The sequence below is a fragment of the Bradyrhizobium manausense genome, from assembly GCF_001440035.1.
GTDB classification, from domain to species: domain Bacteria; phylum Pseudomonadota; class Alphaproteobacteria; order Rhizobiales; family Xanthobacteraceae; genus Bradyrhizobium; species Bradyrhizobium manausense.
In genome coordinates this window covers 1-19,963 of record NZ_LJYG01000026.1, presented here as the reverse complement: position 1 = coordinate 19,963, position 19,963 = coordinate 1, and the positions used below count along the sequence as shown (strand labels likewise).

At 59.3% G+C, this 19,963-nt stretch carries 18 protein-coding genes and 6 pseudogenes; 10 read left to right on the top strand and 14 right to left on the bottom strand.

The window, feature by feature from the left end; all coding sequences use genetic code 11:
* Window position 1 precedes the first annotated feature (1 nt).
* The 6 genes from amoB (at window position 2) to AOQ71_RS42630 (ending at window position 6,510) form a co-directional block, all read left to right on the top strand.
* On the top strand, window positions 2-1,246 hold the full coding sequence (gene amoB, locus AOQ71_RS05065) for a bacterial ammonia monooxygenase, subunit AmoB (protein ID WP_063958195.1): 1,245 nt from the start codon (window positions 2-4) through the stop codon (window positions 1,244-1,246).
* A 78-nt stretch (window positions 1,247-1,324) separates the two neighbouring features.
* Entirely contained in the window at window positions 1,325-1,891 is a 567-nt protein-coding gene (locus tag AOQ71_RS05060) for a hypothetical protein (protein WP_157083387.1), read from the top strand.
* Complete coding sequence (locus AOQ71_RS05055; RefSeq protein ID WP_162268322.1) at window positions 1,888-2,265, top strand: copper resistance CopC family protein; 378 nt, start codon at window positions 1,888-1,890, stop codon at window positions 2,263-2,265. Before AOQ71_RS05060 ends, AOQ71_RS05055 begins: the two co-directional genes overlap by 4 nt.
* On the top strand, window positions 2,265-4,199 hold the full coding sequence (locus AOQ71_RS05050; protein ID WP_057742693.1) for a CopD family protein: 1,935 nt from the start codon (window positions 2,265-2,267) through the stop codon (window positions 4,197-4,199). Before AOQ71_RS05055 ends, AOQ71_RS05050 begins: the two co-directional genes overlap by 1 nt.
* Before the next feature lie 828 nt (window positions 4,200-5,027).
* Window positions 5,028-5,558: a copper chaperone PCu(A)C gene (locus tag AOQ71_RS05045; protein ID WP_162268321.1), complete on the top strand. Its 531-nt coding sequence runs from the start codon at window positions 5,028-5,030 to the stop codon at window positions 5,556-5,558.
* Between the two features lie 832 nt (window positions 5,559-6,390).
* Complete coding sequence (locus tag AOQ71_RS42630) at window positions 6,391-6,510, top strand: DUF736 family protein (RefSeq protein ID WP_245316720.1); 120 nt, start codon at window positions 6,391-6,393, stop codon at window positions 6,508-6,510.
* Here the strand turns inward: AOQ71_RS42630 and AOQ71_RS05040 are convergent.
* A complete protein-coding gene (locus AOQ71_RS05040; protein ID WP_157083386.1) occupies window positions 6,504-7,712 on the bottom strand; it encodes a type III PLP-dependent enzyme domain-containing protein in 1,209 nt (402 codons plus the stop codon). The genes AOQ71_RS42630 and AOQ71_RS05040 overlap by 7 nt on opposite strands.
* Window positions 7,713-7,873: 161 nt before the next feature.
* Between AOQ71_RS05040 and AOQ71_RS05035 the strand changes: the two are divergent.
* A pseudogene (locus AOQ71_RS05035) lies at window positions 7,874-8,116 on the top strand (IS256 family transposase); the annotation flags it as partial.
* Here the strand turns inward: AOQ71_RS05035 and AOQ71_RS50165 are convergent.
* The 5 genes and pseudogenes from AOQ71_RS50165 to AOQ71_RS49620 all read right to left on the bottom strand — a co-directional run.
* Window positions 8,092-8,310: pseudogene (locus AOQ71_RS50165) on the bottom strand (HpcH/HpaI aldolase/citrate lyase family protein); the annotation flags it as partial. The pseudogenes AOQ71_RS05035 and AOQ71_RS50165 overlap by 25 nt on opposite strands.
* A gap of 27 nt (window positions 8,311-8,337) precedes the next feature.
* Complete coding sequence (locus AOQ71_RS05025) at window positions 8,338-9,432, bottom strand: cysteine protease StiP domain-containing protein (RefSeq protein WP_057742684.1); 1,095 nt, start codon at window positions 9,430-9,432, stop codon at window positions 8,338-8,340.
* The gene (locus tag AOQ71_RS05020; RefSeq protein ID WP_057742681.1) at window positions 9,422-10,171 is read right to left on the bottom strand and encodes an HAD family hydrolase; all 750 of its coding nucleotides are present in this window, start codon (window positions 10,169-10,171) and stop codon (window positions 9,422-9,424) included. Before AOQ71_RS05020 ends, AOQ71_RS05025 begins: the two co-directional genes overlap by 11 nt.
* Window positions 10,168-11,271 (bottom strand): phosphoribosyltransferase domain-containing protein, encoded by a 1,104-nt coding sequence (locus AOQ71_RS05015; RefSeq protein WP_057742678.1) that lies wholly within the window; start codon window positions 11,269-11,271, stop codon window positions 10,168-10,170. The genes AOQ71_RS05020 and AOQ71_RS05015 overlap by 4 nt, the downstream gene beginning before the upstream one ends.
* Window positions 11,265-11,390: a hypothetical protein gene (locus tag AOQ71_RS49620; protein ID WP_283809572.1), complete on the bottom strand. Its 126-nt coding sequence runs from the start codon at window positions 11,388-11,390 to the stop codon at window positions 11,265-11,267. The genes AOQ71_RS05015 and AOQ71_RS49620 overlap by 7 nt, the downstream gene beginning before the upstream one ends.
* A gap of 593 nt (window positions 11,391-11,983) precedes the next feature.
* On the opposite strand from AOQ71_RS49620, the pseudogene AOQ71_RS44815 reads away from it, so the two are divergent.
* Window positions 11,984-12,186 (top strand): annotated as a pseudogene (locus tag AOQ71_RS44815) (cold-shock protein).
* Between the two features lie 146 nt (window positions 12,187-12,332).
* Window positions 12,333-12,506 (top strand): annotated as a pseudogene (locus tag AOQ71_RS42620) (IS256 family transposase); the annotation flags it as partial.
* A gap of 359 nt (window positions 12,507-12,865) precedes the next feature.
* Here the strand turns inward: AOQ71_RS42620 and AOQ71_RS05005 are convergent.
* The 8 genes and pseudogenes from AOQ71_RS05005 to AOQ71_RS44805 form a co-directional block, all read right to left on the bottom strand.
* Entirely contained in the window at window positions 12,866-14,095 is a 1,230-nt protein-coding gene (locus AOQ71_RS05005; RefSeq protein ID WP_083513949.1) for a metallophosphoesterase family protein, read from the bottom strand.
* A gap of 216 nt (window positions 14,096-14,311) precedes the next feature.
* Entirely contained in the window at window positions 14,312-14,689 is a 378-nt protein-coding gene (locus AOQ71_RS05000) for a transposase (protein ID WP_430648608.1), read from the bottom strand.
* Between the two features lie 76 nt (window positions 14,690-14,765).
* Window positions 14,766-14,840 (bottom strand): hypothetical protein, encoded by a 75-nt coding sequence (locus tag AOQ71_RS50160; RefSeq protein WP_430648607.1) that lies wholly within the window; start codon window positions 14,838-14,840, stop codon window positions 14,766-14,768.
* An 823-nt stretch (window positions 14,841-15,663) separates the two neighbouring features.
* Window positions 15,664-17,298 carry a recombinase family protein gene (locus AOQ71_RS04995; RefSeq protein ID WP_063958189.1) on the bottom strand — a complete coding sequence of 545 codons (1,635 nt, stop codon included), beginning with the start codon at window positions 17,296-17,298 and terminating at the stop codon, window positions 15,664-15,666.
* A gap of 134 nt (window positions 17,299-17,432) precedes the next feature.
* On the bottom strand, window positions 17,433-17,630 hold the full coding sequence (locus AOQ71_RS45855) for a hypothetical protein (protein ID WP_162268320.1): 198 nt from the start codon (window positions 17,628-17,630) through the stop codon (window positions 17,433-17,435).
* A gap of 263 nt (window positions 17,631-17,893) precedes the next feature.
* Window positions 17,894-18,141, bottom strand: a pseudogene (locus AOQ71_RS04990) (HipA domain-containing protein); the annotation flags it as partial.
* Window positions 18,142-18,209: 68 nt separating this feature from the next.
* Window positions 18,210-18,536 carry a hypothetical protein gene (locus AOQ71_RS04985; RefSeq protein ID WP_057742670.1) on the bottom strand — a complete coding sequence of 109 codons (327 nt, stop codon included), beginning with the start codon at window positions 18,534-18,536 and terminating at the stop codon, window positions 18,210-18,212.
* Window positions 18,500-18,898, bottom strand: coding sequence for a hypothetical protein (locus AOQ71_RS44805; protein ID WP_157083385.1), 399 nt, complete (start codon window positions 18,896-18,898; stop codon window positions 18,500-18,502). The genes AOQ71_RS04985 and AOQ71_RS44805 overlap by 37 nt, the downstream gene beginning before the upstream one ends.
* Before the next feature lie 15 nt (window positions 18,899-18,913).
* On the opposite strand from AOQ71_RS44805, the pseudogene AOQ71_RS04975 reads away from it, so the two are divergent.
* Window positions 18,914-19,963, top strand: a pseudogene (locus AOQ71_RS04975) (IS3 family transposase); the annotation flags it as partial.

Sequence of the window (19,963 nt, the reverse complement as noted above, 5' to 3'; positions counted from 1 at the left end):
CATGCTGCTGAAGCTTATCAAATTCGCTGCCGTTTGCGTCGCATTCATCGCCGGCGTGTCTCATGCGGCGGCTCATGGCGAACGCGCTCAGGAGCCATACCTGAGGACCAGAACAGTGCAGTTCTACGATGTTCATTTCTCCAAAACTGAGGTGAAGGTGAACGAACGTTTCGAACTGACGGGAAAATTCAGGTTGATGCAGGACTGGCCGGATGCAGTGACCCCGCCGGACATCGTTTTCGTATCAAGCATATCGCCGGGGCCGACCATTGCCAGGATCGAAACATACCTCAACGGGTGGCCAGCGAGGCAGTCTTTCGCGCGGCTGGAACTTGGCCGAGACTATGAGTTTCGAATGGTTCTTGAGGGGCGCACACCGGGCAGTAGCCACATTCATCCCTCGATCTCGATCAAGGGCTCTGGTCCGTTGGTCGGACCGGGGCAATGGGTAAACATCTCGGGTGAGGCGCATTCGTTCGCATTTCCGATCAAGACGATGACCGGTCTGCAGATCGAGGACTTGCAGACGTTCGGGCTGGCTCATGCGGTCGGATGGCATTTGGCTTGGCTGGCTGTGGCTGCGGCTTGGTTGTCGTTCTGGCTGGCTCGACCGCTGATTCTACCTCGATGGCTTGTCCTGCAGAAGGGGCGGGAGGATTTGTTGATTTCGTTGAGAGACACTGGCGCTGGGATCATTGTGTCGGCGATTGTTCTTGTCATGGTCTTCGGTGGCTATGTCCGGGCGAGCGCGGAATATCCATACAATGTGCCCCTCCAGAGCGGCTTGAACAGGGTCGCCCCGCTTCCGGCAAGCCCTGCTTACGCAGAAATCAAGGTCATATCGGCGACCTATGACGTGCCAGGCCGTTCGATGAGGTTGGCGACCCAGATAACCAACAAAGGGTCAGAACCTCTCTCGATTGGCGAGCTTACGACGGCAAACATTCGTTTCCTCAATCAGAGCCTCCCAGTGGCAATGGCCAATGTCGATCCGTCCTACCCAAGAGACCTCATCGCACGCACGGGCCTTAAGCTCAGCAGTGATACGCCGATCAATCCCGGTGAAACGAGAGAGGTGCGCGTTGAGGCAACGGACGCCGTGTGGGAATTGGAGCGACTTGTCAGCTTCCTCACCGACGTGGACTCCAAGTTCGGCGGGTTATTGCTCCTCTATGCCCCCAATGGGGAACGCGTCATAGCAGAGATGGGCGGACCAATCGTGCCCGTATTCACCGAACTCAAGTAGGGTTTGGGTGTGTGAATGTTGCGAAGACGCCAGACGCGAACGGCTGCGAGCCGAAGAGGGGCGTTCCGGACCGCGCGGGTGATGGCACTGGTCGCTCACATTATTCCTGCCGCCGTCCGCGAAGGTCATGCGCACGGAGCGGTGTCCATGGAGGCTGACCAATGCAAGTTGAAAGTGGACAGCTATTTCATGCATTTTACTGGCTATCAGCCGCAGAGCTCGAGAGCCGAATTTTGTGAGGACATACCGGAGGTCGGGCGAACAATCATTGTTCTCGATTTCGTCGACCAGTCCCTTCGAGACATTCCGGTCAGCGTGAATCTGGCTCGAGATGATGGCGCCCGAACAGGGGACACGATGAACACGCCATCCAGCATCCTCTACATTCCACCGAAGAAGTATCCGAACGGAACGATCAAGATCGACGTCAATTTCGAGCAAGCCGGCAGATATATCGGGATGGTGGCGATCGAGAATGGCGAGCGAAACGTGGCGAAATTCCCGTTCGACGTGGGACGAGGCTGGAGTCTGATACGCCTTTTGGCCTGGTGTCTGGTCCTCGTATCAGCCGCCATCGGAACGTTTCTATGGGCCTTGCGACGAAACGCGATAGCACAAAATTTACCTGCGGCGAGCGAGAAGTGAAGGCGCGTAGTTCATTGAAAAGGTTCGTGATTGTGCTGATGGCTGCGCTGATCGGAACGCCGAGTGCAGTCCTCCCTCATGCGCATCTCATTCGCTCGACGCCGCAAGATGGCAGTCGAATTTCAGCGCCGATCAAGGCAATCGTCCTCTCCTTCACCGAAGCGCTCGAGCCGCTGCTCATCAATGTCACCCTCTTTCGCGCTGGTAAAGCCGTGTCAGGGCTTTCGCAGCCCTTGCTAGCCGACAATGGACGAACCGTGACTATTTCGCTGCCCGATCTTTCTGCCGGGCTCTATACCGTCAGTTGGAACGTTGTCTCCATTGATGGGCATCGCACGGAAGGCAAGTTTAAGTTCGTCTACTGGGGACCTTGATGGAAACGGTCCTCTCACTTGCGCGAGGGACTGCTTTTGCCTCCACGGCAGCTTTCGGCGGGGTTTGCTCGGGTCTGGCTCTGTGGCGCGATGGACTTGAAAGCCGCACCCGGTCGCTTTTCACGACGATCGCTTCCACCGCAGCATTCGCGGGATTCGCCCTTGGTGTCCTGTTCTTAACGGTTCGGACCGTTGCGCTTCTTGGTAAGCCGCCCTCGGCTATCAACTTCAGCGACGTGCTTTTCATCATTCTTGGCACCCGGTTCGGGAGAGCTCAGCTTGCAGCGCTTGGATGTGTGCTCGTTGGTGCCGCGAGCTTGCGACTTCTGCACAAGCCAGGTCTTGCCGCGATTGTCAGCGTATTGTCGCTGCTGATGGGATTGTTCTCGAGTCACTCGGCGGCTGGCGGGACTATTGCAGACCTCGTGATCAATATAGCTCACGTTGTTGCAGCAGCGCTCTGGTTCGGAGGACTGTCAGCCCTCGTTGTCGCAATGGCTCACCAGTCAGCGGCGAGGCCTGAAGGGCCGTCGAGGCGGCTCAGTGGCTTTTCGAACATTGCGCTGCCACTGATGTTGCTCGTGGTCGCGACCGGCGTAACTCTAGCGATTGAAAACGTTGGGACTTGGCCGGGTTTGGTGGCGACTGAGTATGGCTGGCTCCTAATGGGGAAGCTCGCCTGTGTCGGCATGGCCCTGATCTGTGCGGCGTTTGTCCGGCTGAAGCTCTTGCCGGTGCTAAAGTCCGAGAAATCAGTTCCGCCGCTCGCGATGGTCTTGAAAACCGAGCTAGCCTTCGCATGTCTGGTCATACTACTTGCAGGGTGCCTGTCTCAGGCGATTCCATCGAGACATGTCGAGATAATCTGGCCGCTTTCGTTTCGTCTGGATCCAGCGGTTGCGTGGCGGACGATTCCGGGAAGTCGCCTTCTGGTCATTGGCGGCTGCGTTGCGCTGTCTGTGGGGAGTATGGCCGCCTTTGTGCTCGGCCGCGCGGGAATGTGGCGATGGGCGACGATTGTTGCTGCCGCTGGAGTTGGCGTCGGAGGTGCTTTCGCGCTGCCTGCGTTGTCAGTCCCGGCCTATCCATCGACCTACGCGACGGTTCCAGTGCCGTATGACGCGGAAGCGATCGGCCAGGGATACGATGTATTCCGCGCAAATTGCGTAGCATGCCACGGCCAAAGGGGCAGAGGCGATGGCCCGCTGGCAAATGATTTGAAGCCGCCGCCTGCCGATCTCACCGCGCCGCACACGACCGATCATACGATGGGAGACATGTACTGGTGGGTGAGCTATGGCTTCCCATCCTCGGCGATGCCGGGATTTGCCGACCGTCTCTCGGACATGGACCGTTGGCGGGTAGTCGAGTATGTGATGGCTCTATCACTTGGCTATGAAGCAAGAGTTCTGGGCCCCGAAATCGCGGCGGGGCAGCCGTGGCTGCACGCGATCGACTTTCCGACGTGCAGCGGCGTCGCTCCGACAGAGAACTCGAAAGGGGAGAGCGATGGGTCCGCAAAGCTTGTGTCGATCTTCCGGGATGGCGCTCGAATGCAGCACCTGGATCAGTTGATGCAACATGAGCGCGACATTGCGCGAGCAGGTGGAGTGATCGTCGCGGTGCTGCCGTCTCCTTCCGAAAAGATCGCGTCTGCCGGCGTTCTGAGAAATGTCTGTGTCGTGTTCGACCTGGATCATCGTATTGCCGCGGCATGGAATCTCTATCGGCGCACGATGATTAACCCTGGCTTCCATGACGACGATTTGCCGCCATCGATCATCGAGTTTCTCATCGATAGATTCGGGTTCGTGCGCGCGCGCTGGCGTTCGGATGAGACGGATGGGTTGGCCTCGCCCTCCCAATTGGTCGAAGCCATGACGCAACTCCGAGCCGAACCAGAGATAAACAAGAGAGGCGTTCATAATCATTAGTGTGCAAGTAGATTTTCATTTCGCATGCCGTCTGGCTCGTTTTTTGCTTCGGTGATTGAAGCTCGCGGTAAGCATGCTCACTCGGGACACCCCGTCGTTCACTTGTGACGGGAGCGGTCTGGGGCCGGCAAGATCTCAGGGCATGACAGGCCATGACAAAGGACCCGACAATCAACCTCCGCGCACTCTGTGGTCCTGTTGGCATTTGGGTGGCAGCAAGGCATTCGAACCATCAGCTGATGTGCGCCACATCCGAAGGGGCCGGCTGGCGTCATACGGCGGATTGCAGGGCGACCAATCTCGGCGGTCTTCAGGAGCCCAATCTGCCTACAAATCAGAATCGCAGATGGACTTGCGCTGATGATTCGTCCGCTGGCGTGCTGTCTCCCCGACCGTGCTTACAGACGTCTCGTGGCTACTCCATCCGCAAGCGTCCATCGGCGATCCCTCAACGGTCGTATTGTCTGACGACCGAGGCTTTGAGGCGAGTGACAATGGCCGGATACAGCGATCACCTCTGCTCATGTGATCTGTCGGTCCGCAAGCAGGCGGAGAATGCCCAATTCGCAGAGAGCAGCTACGGCATCGATAACCAGCCCGTCGGCTGTTTTGGTTGGCCCGGACGGCGCCCGTTGCATAGGAAGACTTCTCATTTCGAACGTCAGAAGAACAAAGTCGTAAGATGGTGACGAAAGAGGACCCTCAACTCCGTTCCGGAAATGTCCCATGCAGCGACCGGAAAGATCCAAAAAGGACAATTGCGACACAGGTTCCTGATCGCCTTCTCCGAACATGGGGGGCAAGCGCAAACGCGAACAGAGGAGGCCCATGATGCGTTGGAAACCTGCGACGTTGATGGCAAGTGCAACGGCGTTGCTTCCGTTGATCCGTGTTGTTGCCATCCTGGCCTTGGTCAGCAGTGCCGCCGCCAGTCATGAGTTGGAGAGCGGAGCACTCCTGATCCAACATCCTTGGGTCGCGGCCAAGGATATGACCCACGCCGCAACGACAGCCTACGTGGTTGAAATCCAGAACAGAGGCGCGAAGCCAGATCGGTTGCTCGGGGCATCACTTTCCGGCAAGAAAGGAATCTTGCAGAAAGCCGTTGCAGGCGCTCGGCCAGCGAGGTTTGCCGCGCAAGATCAGGGCTTCTCAATCGAGCCCGGTGGTTTTGTTCGTCTTCAGCCCAATGGGGCGCGGATCCTGTTTGAGGGACTACACGGCGCACTTAAAGAGGGAGAGATGGTCAAAGGAACGCTGGAATTCGAGAAGGCCGGTACGATAGCGATCGACTTCGTGATAGAGCCGGCGAGTCTGGCTGAAGAAGATGATAGGCCAATCCATCACCATCACGACTAGGCACCAGGAAAGGGGGGAGTAGCGCCGACAGCAAACGAGACAGGCTGAGACTCCGCCGATTTGGTTGGCAATCGCGTCATCACACCTTGATCCTCGAGGTAGGCGATGAACAGCTTGGCGCACTCGAATCCTCGAATCGACCGCGTCCTTGTTGAGGTCGCCGCGGAAGCGCGGCCGATGTCCCGCTTCGATCAAGGCGACCGAGGAGGCGTGCGCCTCACGGATCGCAGGAAGCGTGTAACCTTCCCCGGGCGCCCAGTGCTTCCAACTTGCAAGCAGCCGCATCCTCTCGACGATGGTAAGTGGCGTATATCGGCACCCACGGAGCCATTGAGCAAAGTCGGCCGCGTGGTCTGCGGCCATTCCCGCCTTCAATCGGTCCCAGACCGCGTTCTTACGTTCTTACGGACATAAACACCTGTTGGCATGTCGCCTCCTGCATGTGGAGGCTGGACTATGGCCGAGGTGGTTGCTGTTCTGAACCTCAGTCAGCGGTTGTGCCGGCGCATTCGTGTCATGGGTGTCCGCCTGGAGCCGGGCGGTTTTCCGGACGTGCCGTTTGGCCTGCGTCCATACCCGCCTTTTTCTGGCGGATCACGCGCCACAATACGCTCGCTGCGCTCGCCGACCTTTACCCGCAATGGCTTGTTCGCGATTTTCTTCCCCCTGCCGCGAAGCGGCGGCATTCCTCGCGAGGCAGCAAGATCGCTCAGCCCGCCATCCTCCGCTGACGCCGGGGGCCAAGAGGCTGCGGGTCAGTCGTTGCGGCGCTCAGAGATCGCCATCAAGGCCGCGATGGTCGCGGGCTTGAACACAGCACAGGAGATCCACCATGTCCCAGATCGGTTCGTTCACCCGCACCAACGATGGCACCTATACCGGCACCATCAAGACGCTCGCGATCGATGCCAAGGCGCGCCTCGTCCCTAGTATGTTCATGAACAACTACTGAATGGCGGCGGGCAACATGGTAAGTTCATCCTGTCCAATAGCCACGATCTTATCAACCGAAAACCCGTTGAATCGCGCCATATCCGTATAGGCGCCCACATTCTGGAATTCAATCCAATCGCCTTCGCTCAAATCGCGTGGCAGTGAATACGAGAATCCAAGCCTGTCCATGCTGTCGCAAGTTGGGCCAAAGATGATGAAGTCCTGCCACTCCTCAGTCTGGATCGGCTGTCCCCCACGCCAAGCGCGGGCGGGGAGCAGAAAACATTGTCGGGCAGGTGAGAGCCCGCTGTAGATGCCCGCGCCGCAGTAGAGCGCCTCGCCTTTTCTTAAGATCACGCGGCAAAACAAAGAGATGCTATCGTGAACCAGTGCTCGTCCGGGCTCACACAACAGTTCAACACGCTTTAGTGCATCCGTTCGGCGCACCAGTTTCGTGATCTCGGAGAGCATGCGCAAGGGAGAGTGATAGGGGAAGTTCAGATAATGGCCGGGAAAGCCGCCACCGATATCGAGCGCTGTGGGGGCCGGAGAAGCAGCTTCTATAATGTCGACGGCCGCCCGAATGCCATGCAGATAGGGATCGACAACGATCGTTTGGGAACCTGGGTGAAAGGACAACCCCGTGGTCCAGCGCGATTGCGCGTTGACGAGATCCAGCAGACGGCTCGCTTCGGCGGGCGAGGCACCAAACTTGCCGTTTAAGTCTATGATGGCGCACGTTGCGCTACACTTGAACCGGACGTAGATTCGTATTTCCGGATCATGCAACGGCAAGACTTCAAGGAGCTTCCGCAGCTCGGCTTCGCAATCGAAGACATAGTCGCGAACTCCCAGATCGCGGAACGTCCGTTCGATATCGCGACGAGATTTCACGGGATTCATGAACCATGAACGGGCCCCGGGAATAGTGGAATGGACAAGGTGGGCTTCAGCCAGCGACGCCACGTCGAACCCGGCCACTCCGGCGCGAGAGACCGTGTGAAGAATTTTTGGCAGCGGATTCGCCTTCACCGCATACAGCACGCGTCCCGAGAAATGCTCAGTAAATTCGCGCGTGACGGATGCAAGACGCCCCTCATTGAGCGTATAGAAGGCGTCAACTTCCGCCCTTTCCAATGACCTTACCAAGCTCATATTGGACCATTCCTCTCGCGCCAGACGCTGAGTAGCCAGCGCCGTTGTTGCCTGCTGCGAGAGCAATGACCATGCCAGCGTTCCTCGCGCATTAAACCGCCTGGTTAGCTTTAAAACAGTTCGCCATGCGTCCACGGCGCGCGATGTCTTGGATCTTACAGCTTTTGTACACGGCTGTGAAAAACCAGACAAAAATCGCAGGGCCGACGCATTCGTTCGCCTGCCGCACCAATCCCATTGAAAGCACCTTCGCTACCGTGCGCCACCGCACGATCCGATCGAATGGTTGCCTGTCCAACAGGACGGCGCTCGCGATGGTCTTCAAACTGCTTGAGGCCGCGCAGAAAAGCTGGCGTCGTCTCGATGGCCACAACCAGTTGCCAAAACTCGTTATCGCTGTGACATTCAACGATGGGATCGAGATCATCGCCAAACCGACTGACCGTCAGCCCACAACCGCCGCCGCCTGACGGGCCTGGCCGTCACCAAAATTTGGCGATAGCTCGGAACGAAGGAATGCCGAAAGCCGGGTGAGTGCGACCGGCAGGTCCCGTTCGAGCACGGCATCCTCAAGACACAGCACGGCGGACCGGAGACCATGTACGCGCTTGGCGCCGAGCAACGCATCGGCCAGATCCTCGCGGGTGCAGGGCATACACAAGGAGGCGCCAAGGGAGGGCGGAAACCCGGCTCATGCGTCGTCGCCCAGGCTACGGATAATTGCGACCGCGCGATACTGCGATTCCCCGCCCAGCGTATCGACCGGAATGGCATGCGCGGCGGCGAGATGGAGCAAGTGCCCCACATCGGCGTCCTCGAAATCGCGAACCAGCAGCCGTTCCGGCACCCGCCGCAGCAGGGCGCGCGTCGCTTCGGCTATGCCGGGCTTGATCCGGTTGCGGTCACGCGTTCCGCTTTCCGCCAACAACTGCCGCATCATCGCCTCGCATTCCTGTTTCAGCGCCGCTCGGCGGGCGTCGTGCCCGTCTACCGGTTGCGGTATCGCCGCAGCGGCCAACGGCGCGATCGTGTCCACGAAGGCACGTGAGAGATCAGCACCGGCATATTGCGGGTAGGTGACACAGGCGTGGAAATCGCCCGGTCCCACCAACGCGGCGTTGAGGATCGAGCGACTGACCAGGCCCGAAATGATGCCGTTCAGCAAGCCCGAGGCGATCAGATAATCATCCGCCGTCGCGGCGATGTCTGCCTGTCCTGCAGGGTCAGCAATCACGGCTAAGTCCGGTGTGAAGCCGAATGGCGCATTGGCCAGGGCCGCGCGAAGTTCGCCGGCAATCGCACCCTTGCCGGTCCAGCCATCGACAAACACCGCGTCGCGCGGATCGTGCCGGCCGGCGATATGCGCGAGCGCGACGCGGTCGACACCCCGATCGCGGATAATGCTGATTGAATAATGGGCTGCGCGATGTCCGTGCGCCCGCAAGGTCCGCGCGAGCAAGACGCCGATCGGCGTCCCCGCACGCGCCAGCGAGACGATTACCAGCTCGCGCCCCGGCCTGCGCGCGGCGAGCTGCGCAGCCAGGGTGGCGACATCCTGCGCCAGGCGGGCACTGTTCCGCGCAAGCGCGGCGTGATAGAGGGATAGATAGCTGTCGTCCGGCACCCTCTCCGGCGCGATCATCTCCGAATAGTGGTGGCGGCCGGACTGGATCGCCGCTTCCTTTTCGGCGACGGAAGTCGGGGCCATTACCACTGGCTTGAGCAGGAAGGTGACGTCGGCCGGGTCGTAGCTGCCCGAGAACGGGGGCGCGACCTCAGTCCGCATGGAACATGCCGCCGGCCAGCTGCGAACGGGTGGGCATCATGGCGAAATCGCAAAGGCCCATGAAGGGCGCATCGGTGCGGCTGTCGCCGATGCCGATCACCGGCGCATCAGGGAAGCGTGCGCGGAGGCCCGGTAGGATATATGCCACCGCATGGGCCTTGCCGAGATAGGGTGGCGTCAGCGCCACGTTGTTGCCGTTGCGGTGGTCCGTCCAGCCCTTGGGCAAGGACGGCACGGCAGCGTCGACCACCGCAAAAAGTGCCGCGGCATCCGCATCTTCATGCTTGGCCACGGTGTAGAGCGGCAGCGCGTCCTCGACCAGCACACGGGCGTTGACCGCGATGCCGCGGTCGCGCGCCCTGCGCCTGATCGCCTCCGCCAGGCCAGCAAGCTGCGACGCGAAGGGCGCGGCGCGGTCGGCGATCGTCGCAGCCCAGTCCATGTCGACCTGACCGCTGTCATCCAGCACGACGCCGCCATGCGCGCACACCGCTGCGCGGAATGGAATGCGCGCCCGCCGCAATGCGTCCAGGCTGCGGGCGGTGACGGGGACGAGATGCGTCGTATCGGCCAGCCATTCCAGGAACTGCATCTGCCGCGGGGTCGCATAGCTCAGCGGCGATCCGTCGCGCGCGAAGCCCAGCGGCGTCAACCGGTCGGCCGGCAAATCGGGCGGGCATTTGCGCAGCGTCTGGAACAGTGTGTCGTCCAGATCGACCAGGGCGATGACACGCGTCATGCCGTCCAGCCGATCAGTTCGGCACGAAGAGCGGCAATCAGCCCGGGGTCGATTGTCGCCGCGCCGGTCTCATGCGCGATCCAGTTCGCGCGTCCATCGGCCCGGTCGGCATTGTAGAGGTAATTGGGCACGCCCGTTCCATAATTGTCGGCACAGCGGAGCTTGGTCACCATCGCGGCACCGGGGAGTGCGGGGCTTCGGCCGGTCGCCTGCACGACGACATCATGCCCTTCCTCTGCGAGGCGTTCCGCCAGCAGGAAGGGGGGATAGGTGAACTCGCCGGTTCCGATGATCCGCAGCGGGCCGAGGATCTCGGGCACAGCGGTATCGGGTTCGGGCACGACGGGCCGGTCGAGTCCCAGCCGACCGAAATTGCGATGCGTCGCCATGCGCCCGAGTGAAGCGGCAGCGGTATCGAACGTGCTGTTGAGCACCGTCGTCGTCTCCTGCGTCCACTCCATGCGTCCGCGCAGCAGCGCCGCGATGCGCGTGGGACGGGGCATGCGTGCTTGCCACGCCTTGCCGGCCGACCAGTCGGTCAGCGTCGCTACCGCCATCGCTTCGATCCGCGGCCAGGCAGTGGAGAGCGCCTGGGCGAGGTTGCAAAGGGTCGTTCCTGTCGAGATCTCGTCGTCGACCAATACCAGTGATCGCGGCTCCGGAAGCGCCGGCCTGTAGATCAGATGCGCGGAGGCATGGCTGTGCGGTTCTTCGAAGCGGCACAGCAACGGATGATCCAGTTGCTGTCGCGTCGAATGCAGGAAGTGAATGTCGACCCGGCCCGTTGCGAGGCGAAATTCCTCGTGCACCGTTTGGGCAAGGCACACGGCGGTCTCGGCCAGGCCGACGACGAGCACCGGCCCCGGCAGATCGTCAGGAAGCCGCGCCGCGAGATCGCGGGCGCTCTGCCGCATCATCTGCGGCGTGGCGGGCAAATAGCGCCCTAAGACGCGGGATACGACCAGGAACCCCCGCCGCGGATTTTCGCGCGCCGCAAACGCGCAAAGGCTGTCCAGCGGCCAGGCCGCCTTGTCCACGGCGATATCGAGCCGGCCCGTAGCCAACTGGATCGACTGGCTCTTGTCGGCGGCGGTCAACATTCGCAGGTGACGCGAGCGATCATGTCGCGGGCTTGGCGGACCGCGTCTGCGCGGCCAAGCAGCCGCGCTTCGTGCGCCATCTGCGGCTCGATGCCAAACGAATCGAGGAAGCTGAGCATCAAGTACGCTCCACAGTGCTTGAGCGATAGCTCGCGATCCCCACAACGGCGATTGCAGGGTTTGCTACGGGTACTAATGCGCGTTCTCCCCGGCAGGGATCTGGGACCTAACTAGCAATGAGTGTGCCACCAGAGAATTTGCGCAGTGAATGCTTCAATAGAGATAGAAAGGTGTGCCTCGCCGGTGCGGGTCCAAAGGCTCGGCGTCGAGTTGCGGACGTTGTGTGATCGACCTGGCACTGGCACAGATGAATACGACGACACCGGCATCAACTTGCTGCGACCAGTCTAAGACAGCCGGTTATATGCGAGCTGATAGGGTCGAGCACTTTCAACTGCAGCACACGGCGCTCGCATCATGCCGTTCCAGAACCTACCGACCCGCCACGAGCTGCCTTCGAGTAACCCCAACTGATTGAGCTAGCCTGAGAATGTTGGCAGTCGCACGCGGTTGTCAGCTTTGCGTCCATTGTGGTCGACCCGATGCTCGCCATCCCTGTAGTATCAGCATTTTCGGTCCGGCACGCCGGTTGCTCTGTTTCTGGCACCCTTACCCACCAGCGTGTGGACTGGGTGCGGCAGCAAAGGAAGTGATCGTATGGCAACAGGTACTGTTCAATGTCCAAAACGGGTACGGATTTATCGCTCCAGGTGACGGCGGAACGAGATCTTTGTCCACATTAGCGCCGTAGAACGCGCTAGGCTCTCTGGTTTGGCAGAAGGCCAAAAGATTTCTTACGAAGTCAAAGTCGACCCCAAGCGTGGCAAGAGCAGCGCTGAAAACCTGCGGGTCTGATCACGTCCGCCGGTGATAGGTCTCCGCCAAAAATTCAAGACGAGCAGGGAGCTATCGCTGAAAGTTGGTGACGGCGGGAATCGGAGAGGCGGCATATCATGGGGGTGCTCGACGCCTCCACTTCTCCACCGAAGGAGCGATATGCCGTGTCCAAAGCTAACATCATCAAGCTGATTCAGCCAGGAAACGTCGACGATCAACTCACCGAAATCTTGCGCAATGGGGCGCGTGCTCTGTTGGCCCAGGCGGTCGAGGCCGAGGTCGCGGACTTTCTCGGCAAGCATGCCGATTTGAAGACCGCGGACGGCCACCAGCGCGTATAACGCCCATTTCGCGCTTACCATTCGACTTCGGCTCAAGTTCAATACCCTGCAAGGCAAGCAATTTATCCAGGGCATGCTTTTGCCACAGCGAGCCGACGCGATGCCATAATCGTCCCGCTGGTTGGCAGCTCCGGCATAAGCATCGCCTCTTCCGAAGAGTGGCCCGACGCCTATTGTCCGTCGAACTGCCCAGCACGTTGCCCCGCCATTGGTCACAAAATTTATGCTGGCCTGCTGCAGCGCCTGGGTTCCTGGCAAGACTTCGATATGGGCAAGCCCGTTGCCCGATCGATAGATTTCGAGCTGAGAATTTGGCGACGGCATTCCAATTCCAATGCAATCATTCGTGGCAATGGTCATATGGACGTTGTGATTGGTGCCAAGACAGAGCGGCGTTGCGGCATTAGGCATGGTGATCCCGGTCTGGGACCGGCCAAGACAACGTTACCGAGAATATCATTCGCTACCTTTCCTCGCCGCCGCCGAAAAGCGCAACAAGCACAGTCAAATTTTCCTCGCCGTGAAGCAGCGGAGAAAGCTTCGTTCCAACTCTCGGACAATATCTGAAATTGCCACGAGAGCCGTCTCGCGCGATCTTTCCGCGACACTCGAACGAGCCATTCACGGAGATCCTGCATGACAACGCCGGTCTTGCTGCAAATCTCGTCGATCTGGGAAAGCATCTCCTGGCTCCAGCCATGCTTGCCTCCGGCCGTGTAGGCAGGATGATGGTGTGCGAGGATGAGGGCGCCATCAAACTTGTCGGACTTGACACGATTGAGCGCGGTCTCAAGGTAGGTGAGTTGCGAAGTGCCGATTGTCGGGCTCGCGATAACGCCGGGATCTTCGAGGGTGTTGCTGTAGAGCGCAAGAATGCGGATCAAAGGCGCCTCGAAGGTGAAAAACACTCCGGGCTGGATCTGCGCCGTGCGGGCAAGGCCACCCGCCTCGGAGGTTACCTCGAACGTTTCGGCGCAGAAGTTTTCAAGGAATGCCGCCAGACTCGTTGCGCTTGTGCCCGGCGCTACCATGCCGTCGTGATTCCCGGCGAGCGCGAGAATCGGTGCGGGGTAGTCGCGGTACGGTTCGTAGAACTGATCGTAGTAATATTGTGCTTCGCCGAAGCTATAGATGACATCCCCCAGATGGAACAAGAACAGCGGCTGTTCCTTCTCTTCGTCGGTGAAGTCGTTGACCATCTTGTCCGAAACGAGGTTCTGCGATTCAGGCCCGCGCGTGCTGCCGGTATCGCCTGCCGCATGAAACACGAGCTGGCCGTGGGTTTCGATCTTCTTGTTCAATGTGCCTGCGTCAGTGTCCAGCACGGCGGCCAGCGTGAGCTTCGGTTCGGGCAGGCCGCGCGGCGCAGGAAACGGAAGCGGAGCGATCTTGTGCTCCCGGTTTAACTCATCGATTTTCTTGTAAGCGGGATTATCCGATGGATGCTTGATTTCAAATTTCGCGGGGGCCGGCGTCGGATGCGGTTGGGCAAAGACAGGCTTCTCAAGCTGCGTAACGCCGGTGTTATCGATCGGCTCAGCCTCCACGGCTGCCCTGTGCTTGCGAGTTTTAGTAGTGCGCGCCATTCGGTCCTCCAAATATAACCGTGTGAAATCCGCCCGATCTCAGCCCGGCAAAATAAAGAGCAACTGGGGTGGGAGTAGACCGGCGATCAGACGGGTTCAAGGCTGGTGCTGGCGCACCCCCGCCTTCGGCGGCTGACGGCTTTGACCCCGTCTGCACGCCGGTCTTTGGGCTTGGCATGCGCTCGGCCGAGATCCGAGCGCGAGAAGGCGCGCTCGTCAGGTCATCCTGTATCTTTTCGGATCCCACGTCTCGCCGCGAGCGATCATGGTGTTGAGGATGACGATCAGCTTGCGCATGCAGGCGACGATCGCGACCTTTGGCGGCTTGCCCTTGGCAACCAGGCGTTCATAGAAGGCCTTGAACACCGGATTGTTCAGCGTCGCGGCGCCGATGCAGGGCATGTAGAGGGCGTTCCGCACCCAGCGGCGGCCACCCTTGATGCAGCGTTCACCTCGACGTTTGCCGCTATCGTCGTCATAAGGAGCAACGCCCACCAACGCGGCGGCAACTTCGTCGCTCACCTGCCCCAGCTCCGGTAGCCCTCCAAGCAGCGCCATTGCGGTCCCCTCAGCAAAGCCTGGTACGCTCTGGATGATCTCGGCGCGTTTGGCAAAGTCCGGCGTTGTTTTGATCGTCGCTGCGATCGCGGTATCGATCGCGGCGATTTCGTCAGCCAGAGGGGCCCTGATTGGGGATGTTGTCGACGATGCCCTCGGCTTCAAGCTGCCGCAAAGCCTCGCGCACCGCCGTCCTGCTGACACCCGTCCACGCGCACAGGCTCGCCTTCCTTCAACCGCTCACCGGGTTGGAAACGGCCGTCGATGATTGCGGTTCGCAGATTGCTTGCGACCTGTTGCCGAAGCGGCGCGGCCGTTACCGGCACGCGCTGAACTTTAGAATTCTTCACCCAGCAATTTCCTTGTTTGTGTTCGCTAATTCAAACACATACTTTTACTATAGCATACCTGTTGTCTATTTTAGGAGGTATGGCTTGCTCGGTAGGATCCGTCATCGGCCGTCCTTGAGCGCAAAGAGATCGGGGGGGCGCCGAATCTCTCCGGTGTTAACGCGATCATGGTTCCGCGCGGCATCTTGCGACTCACCGAGCCGGACTGGATCGTCTGTCCGATGTCGGCGAGGATATCGGCCGACTATGTAACGTCGATCTCAGCGAGCGGCTGGTAAACTTGGTTGAGGGGCAATCTGGCCGCGCGCGACCGGTGCACACGAGGCTCTGATGGCGCGGGACAGCGAGAAGAATCAAAAGCTTAGATAATACTCGGGAGGAGCGCTCCTAGCTTAGGGTCGTTCGTGCCATCAGCTTGGGAATTTCCTGTTCAACCAATCGCAATAATCGGGTGTTGCGTGTCCGCGCAGACAGTTGTGCGCGCGCAGTGCGGAGAGGAGTGTTCTCCAAATTGCTTACTTTCTCGAATATGGCGGAGCTGAAGTTTCGGTACGGGCGCGATCGCAGTTCCGCGGACAAAGCGAACGTGCTGCTGGTGGTGTGGCGAGGCTGATCAGACTGTAGAGCATTGCTTCGCGGAAGTCTTTTACTTACGTTCGATCAGCGCCGCGCATGAGGGTTCTTCGCCGCGGGCTGCTTTGGTCTCGATAGATTACCGGAAGGCACTCGGGAGGAACGGTCCGACTCAACTACTTGTTTGACGATGCCTCGTGCTAAAGCATTAGCCGTTTCGAACCGAGCAATTCCACGGCGAATGCGAGCCCTTTCAGAAAACGTCATAGTTCGTTTTACCTTCTGGCCAGTCCGCAGCAGTACGTAATCAAGCACCGATTTGTTATGCTCAGCCATCCTGGCCGCGGCAATCCACCCGGGAGGCAAGCGTGCCTCACGCTTGATGGACCAGTACGGCGCGCGGTCTTGCCTTCCGCACCAGAGGGCGACTCGAATTGAGATGTTGACCGATCCATTCACGCGCAAGTAACCCGTCTCCTCGACGGTTCGGCCGCCGGCCTTTTGGATGACCGTGGCAATTTGCGAGCCGAGCTTGGCCTTTTGCTCGGCCCACAGCGGGCGCGACTCAAGGAATTCATAGTTTCGCTTCGGAGTGTAGCCGATTAGCCGATACACGTTCATCATACTGCCGAAGTGAGTCTGATAGGTGGAGGCGCAGGGAAGGCCTACCGCGCTAGCGATGATAGCAGAGCTCAGACGTCCTTCCTTGACCAGCGTTTTGCGTAGTCGGGCAAGCATCTCCTCTTCAGTGAGGTCGACACGCCGTTCCTCAATGATCTTCTTCACTTTGAGGAAGGTGTCGCGTTCAATGATCGGTTCGATACATCCCTCGCTGGTAATCCAAAGCTCGGGAGGATTGCAGATAGCCTTCCGCCGTAGCTTGCGCGATCGACGGTTAAACGTCAGGTTCCCAATGTAGTTCTCGTTTCTAAGCACCGTGTTAACAGCTGCACGCGTCCACCGACCTTCTGTGCTCGTGAGTATCTCCTTCTGGTTTAGCTCCCGCGCGATAATCACTTCGGACTTTACTTGCAGAAACCGCTCGAAGATCCACCTCACCACGGCTACTTCCTCGGGGATGCCAGGCCGCAGTCGGACGTGATCAGTCGCGAGGTACTTCTGATCCCCCTTCTTCAGCACGCCCCGAGACTGATGGCTCTGATCGACAAGCTCTCGCAGAAGAGCATAGCCAGGGAGACCTCCGAGCTTGAAGCCAAGTCGAGCGAACCGGCATTGCGCCGCGTGGACCTTGGTCGAAAGCTCACGACTGTACTCCGCTGCCATTACGCGCTTGATATTCTTGATGATGCTGGAGAGCACGCTGCCATCATTATCAAATTGCTCCGCACAATACGCGATATTGATGCCTTCCTGTTTGCAGACGAATTCGTAGTACGCGCTTTCGTCAACGTTCTGAAAGCGGCCCCAGCGGCTCACGTCATAAACCAGAATATGACCAAAATCGACTTCCCCTGTTTGAACATCCTTGATGAGCTGGATAAGGCCGGCCCTGTTCTTGATGTGAAGACCGCTCTCTCCCTCATCGCGATAGGTCCGTACAATTGTCAGGCCATGGGCGTGCGCGTATGATGCAATCACTGCAGCCTGATTCTGAATCGAGTATTGCTGCCGTTGTGTCGACATGCGCACGTACTGTGCCGCTCTCAGATCGAGCTGTGATCGCGTCGGATAAGCCTTATAAATGTCGAGGGCGTTCGCCATCACTCTCGCTCCCCAAGGTTACGCTGCCGCGATCAGACATCTATCCGACCATTTCAGCAAGAATCAATTCGATAGTGCCGCAACGACCGGCGCGCAATCTTCAGCTACGTCGCCGGCCTGTATGGCTCCGCCGCTCATGCTGCGGCCGTGATCAATTCCGGACGAAAGTTTGGCAAGGACTCGACGAATAATGATGTCGAAATCGACTTTGTGCTCAATCGGTAGTCGGCTACGGCAAGCCCGGACGCGCCGCGCTCGAGCAGGTAACCGATGTTTTCTTCGACTACCCAAAGGATAATCGATCCAAACGCGATGGGTCTGCCGGCGATCATGTTCCCCGACGTCCTCAAGAAGGCGTGGCGCCCCGTCCGGGACGGTGAAGTCTTACTGCCAAGAAGCGCCGCGCACGGGTGAGGCCAACTTGCTGTGGGCGACCTGACCAAACGATGTCCTCCTCTTGGCGAGGCCTGCGCAGATGAAAAACCCCTACGGGGCCAAATGGGCGACAGGGCTCGCCGTTGGTGGATCAAAGCTGTGAATAAACGTTCTGGTTACAGCGCCACCGCTCGCCGAAAATCGTCATGCTCAAACGCTCATCGCTTGGCACTGGATTGAGGTCATAGGTCGGAGACAGCGACCAGCCGGCCTTTCCGAGCCATAGGAAGTGTGGTTGCGCAGGTGGTCCTCGACATTCGAGATCAGCACGTTGAAGACGGCGCGCCGATAGAGAGCATGGGCGTCTGTCTTTCCCTGCGCGCTATGCTGCGCGAGCGCGTCGACCATCTCGGGATAGCTGCCGCGCTCACCGTCCTTAGCGCCCATCATCGCCATCGCTGAGAGGAAGGTAGGGCAATTCGCCATTCGAACCCACGGACCCGACAGCCGCGCTGAAAAGGTCCGACAGAGTTGAGCTATCCGCGCTTTTCGATCCGGCTATCGTATTCGGTGGTGATCAGGCCAAGACCATTCGGATTGAGCTTGGAGGATGATCTCTTTTTGAGATATTCACCCAGATAGAGCCGCTTAATCTCCTTCACTTCGTAATTGTAGCCGATGAAGTAAAAAGCCTTGTCGAATTTAAGCACAAAACCCTCGCATTCGCGAAAGCTCTTTATCTTGGCTTCTTCGCGCGGCCAAACAAAGTGATTGAAAGTATCAGTGTGCCCCTGGCCTCTCGGCTTTTGAATGACGATGAACGATTTCAGGATGTTGCCGCGCGTGGTCGAATACCGGTACATGAGATAGTAGCTTTGACGCGCCCTTCTGAGGGATCGCTGCCGCGAAAGAAATCACCTTCCTCCGGTCGCTTATTTCGAACCGACACAGCGGTAAGAATTTGGCTGGCGAGAACGAAGACCGGATCAGGCTGCGCTAGATTGAGCGACGCGAGTTGGTCGCCCGCGTCACCCAAAATAAAGTTTGAAGCGTCTTTCGTGACCGGCGATCCAAACATGCGCAGAGAGAGATCAAGCGTCCGAAAGCGCGAATATCGCTCGCCTTGAGGAATGAGTTTTTTAGCGTCGAGCCACGTCAAGAATTCCTTGGGCCCGCTGACCTTGCCCCACGGGCTTAATCCAGTTTGAAGTTCGTTCTGGCCCACGACAAGGACCAGAGCATGAAGCGCAGCCGCTTTACGGAAGAACAGATCATCGGGATTTTGAAGGAACATGAGGCCGGCGTGTCGGTCGCCGATCTTTGCCGCAAGCATGGCGTCAGCGACGCCAGCATCTACAAATGGAAGGCCAAGACGCTGGAGGACGAGAACACGCGGCTGAAACGGTTGCTGGCCGACTCCATGCTGGACAATGCGGCGTTGAAGGACCTCTTGGGAAAGAAATGGTGACGCCCGCGGCCAAGCGGAAAGCTGTCGCGCATCTCGTGGATGCCCACGGGATGAGCGAACGGCGGGCGTGTAAAGCCATCGGCTGCTGCCGCATGACCATGAGATACCAGACGACCCGGGCGGACGAAGCCGACCTTCGCCAGCGCATGAGGGCGATCGCCCAGGAGCGCCGTCGCTTCGGTTATCGACGCCTGCACGTGCTGCTCAAGCGGGAGGGCTATCTGGTCAACCACAAGAAGCTCTTCCGGCTCTACCGGGAAGAGAGGCTCGCGGTACGCCGCCGTGGTGGCCGCAAGCGGGCAATCGGGACCAGGGCACCGATGATGGCGCCGATGGCCCTCAACGATCGTTGGTCGCTCGACTTCGTGTCGGATCAGCTCACCGACGGCCGTCGCTTCCGCATTCTGACCGTGGTCGACGATTGCACCCGCGAGTGCCTGGCGCTGGTGGCCGACACCTCGCTCTCGGGCACCCGCGTTGCGCGGGAGCTGGACCGGCTGATGATTGAGCGCGGCAAGCCGAAGATGGTGGTCAGCGACAACGGCACCGAACTCACCAGCAACGCCATTCTGACGTGGGCCGATCAGAGCCGCGTCGCTTGGCACTACATCGCGCCCGGCAAGCCCATGCAGAACGCCTTCATCGAGAGCTTCAACGGCCGGCTGCGAGATGAATTGTTGAACGAGACGTTGTTCACCTCGCTGGCCCAGGCCCGCGTCGCGCTCGGATGCTGGCGCGCGGATTACAACGACACACGACCACACTCACGGCTCGGATGGAGGACGCCATCCGAGTTCGCCACCACCTGCCATCCGCGGCGGG

What these genes read in the sequence shown, in the direction of transcription:
- amoB (WP_063958195.1), top strand. Translation starts at nt 2, where the DNA reads ATGCTGCTGAAGCTTATCAAATTCGCTGCCGTTTGCGTCGCATTCATC.
- AOQ71_RS05050 (WP_057742693.1), top strand. Translation starts at nt 2,265, where the DNA reads ATGGAAACGGTCCTCTCACTTGCGCGAGGGACTGCTTTTGCCTCCACG.
- AOQ71_RS05045 (WP_162268321.1), top strand. Translation starts at nt 5,028, where the DNA reads ATGATGCGTTGGAAACCTGCGACGTTGATGGCAAGTGCAACGGCGTTG.
- AOQ71_RS42630 (WP_245316720.1), top strand. Translation starts at nt 6,391, where the DNA reads ATGTCCCAGATCGGTTCGTTCACCCGCACCAACGATGGCACCTATACC.
- AOQ71_RS05025 (WP_057742684.1), bottom strand. Translation starts at nt 9,432, where the DNA reads ATGCGGACTGAGGTCGCGCCCCCGTTCTCGGGCAGCTACGACCCGGCC.
- AOQ71_RS05020 (WP_057742681.1), bottom strand. Translation starts at nt 10,171, where the DNA reads ATGACGCGTGTCATCGCCCTGGTCGATCTGGACGACACACTGTTCCAG.
- AOQ71_RS05015 (WP_057742678.1), bottom strand. Translation starts at nt 11,271, where the DNA reads ATGTTGACCGCCGCCGACAAGAGCCAGTCGATCCAGTTGGCTACGGGC.
- AOQ71_RS49620 (WP_283809572.1), bottom strand. Translation starts at nt 11,390, where the DNA reads ATGCTCAGCTTCCTCGATTCGTTTGGCATCGAGCCGCAGATGGCGCAC.
- AOQ71_RS05005 (WP_083513949.1), bottom strand. Translation starts at nt 14,095, where the DNA reads ATGGCGCGCACTACTAAAACTCGCAAGCACAGGGCAGCCGTGGAGGCT.
- AOQ71_RS04995 (WP_063958189.1), bottom strand. Translation starts at nt 17,298, where the DNA reads ATGGCGAACGCCCTCGACATTTATAAGGCTTATCCGACGCGATCACAG.
- AOQ71_RS45855 (WP_162268320.1), bottom strand. Translation starts at nt 17,630, where the DNA reads ATGATCGCCGGCAGACCCATCGCGTTTGGATCGATTATCCTTTGGGTA.
- AOQ71_RS04985 (WP_057742670.1), bottom strand. Translation starts at nt 18,536, where the DNA reads ATGTACCGGTATTCGACCACGCGCGGCAACATCCTGAAATCGTTCATC.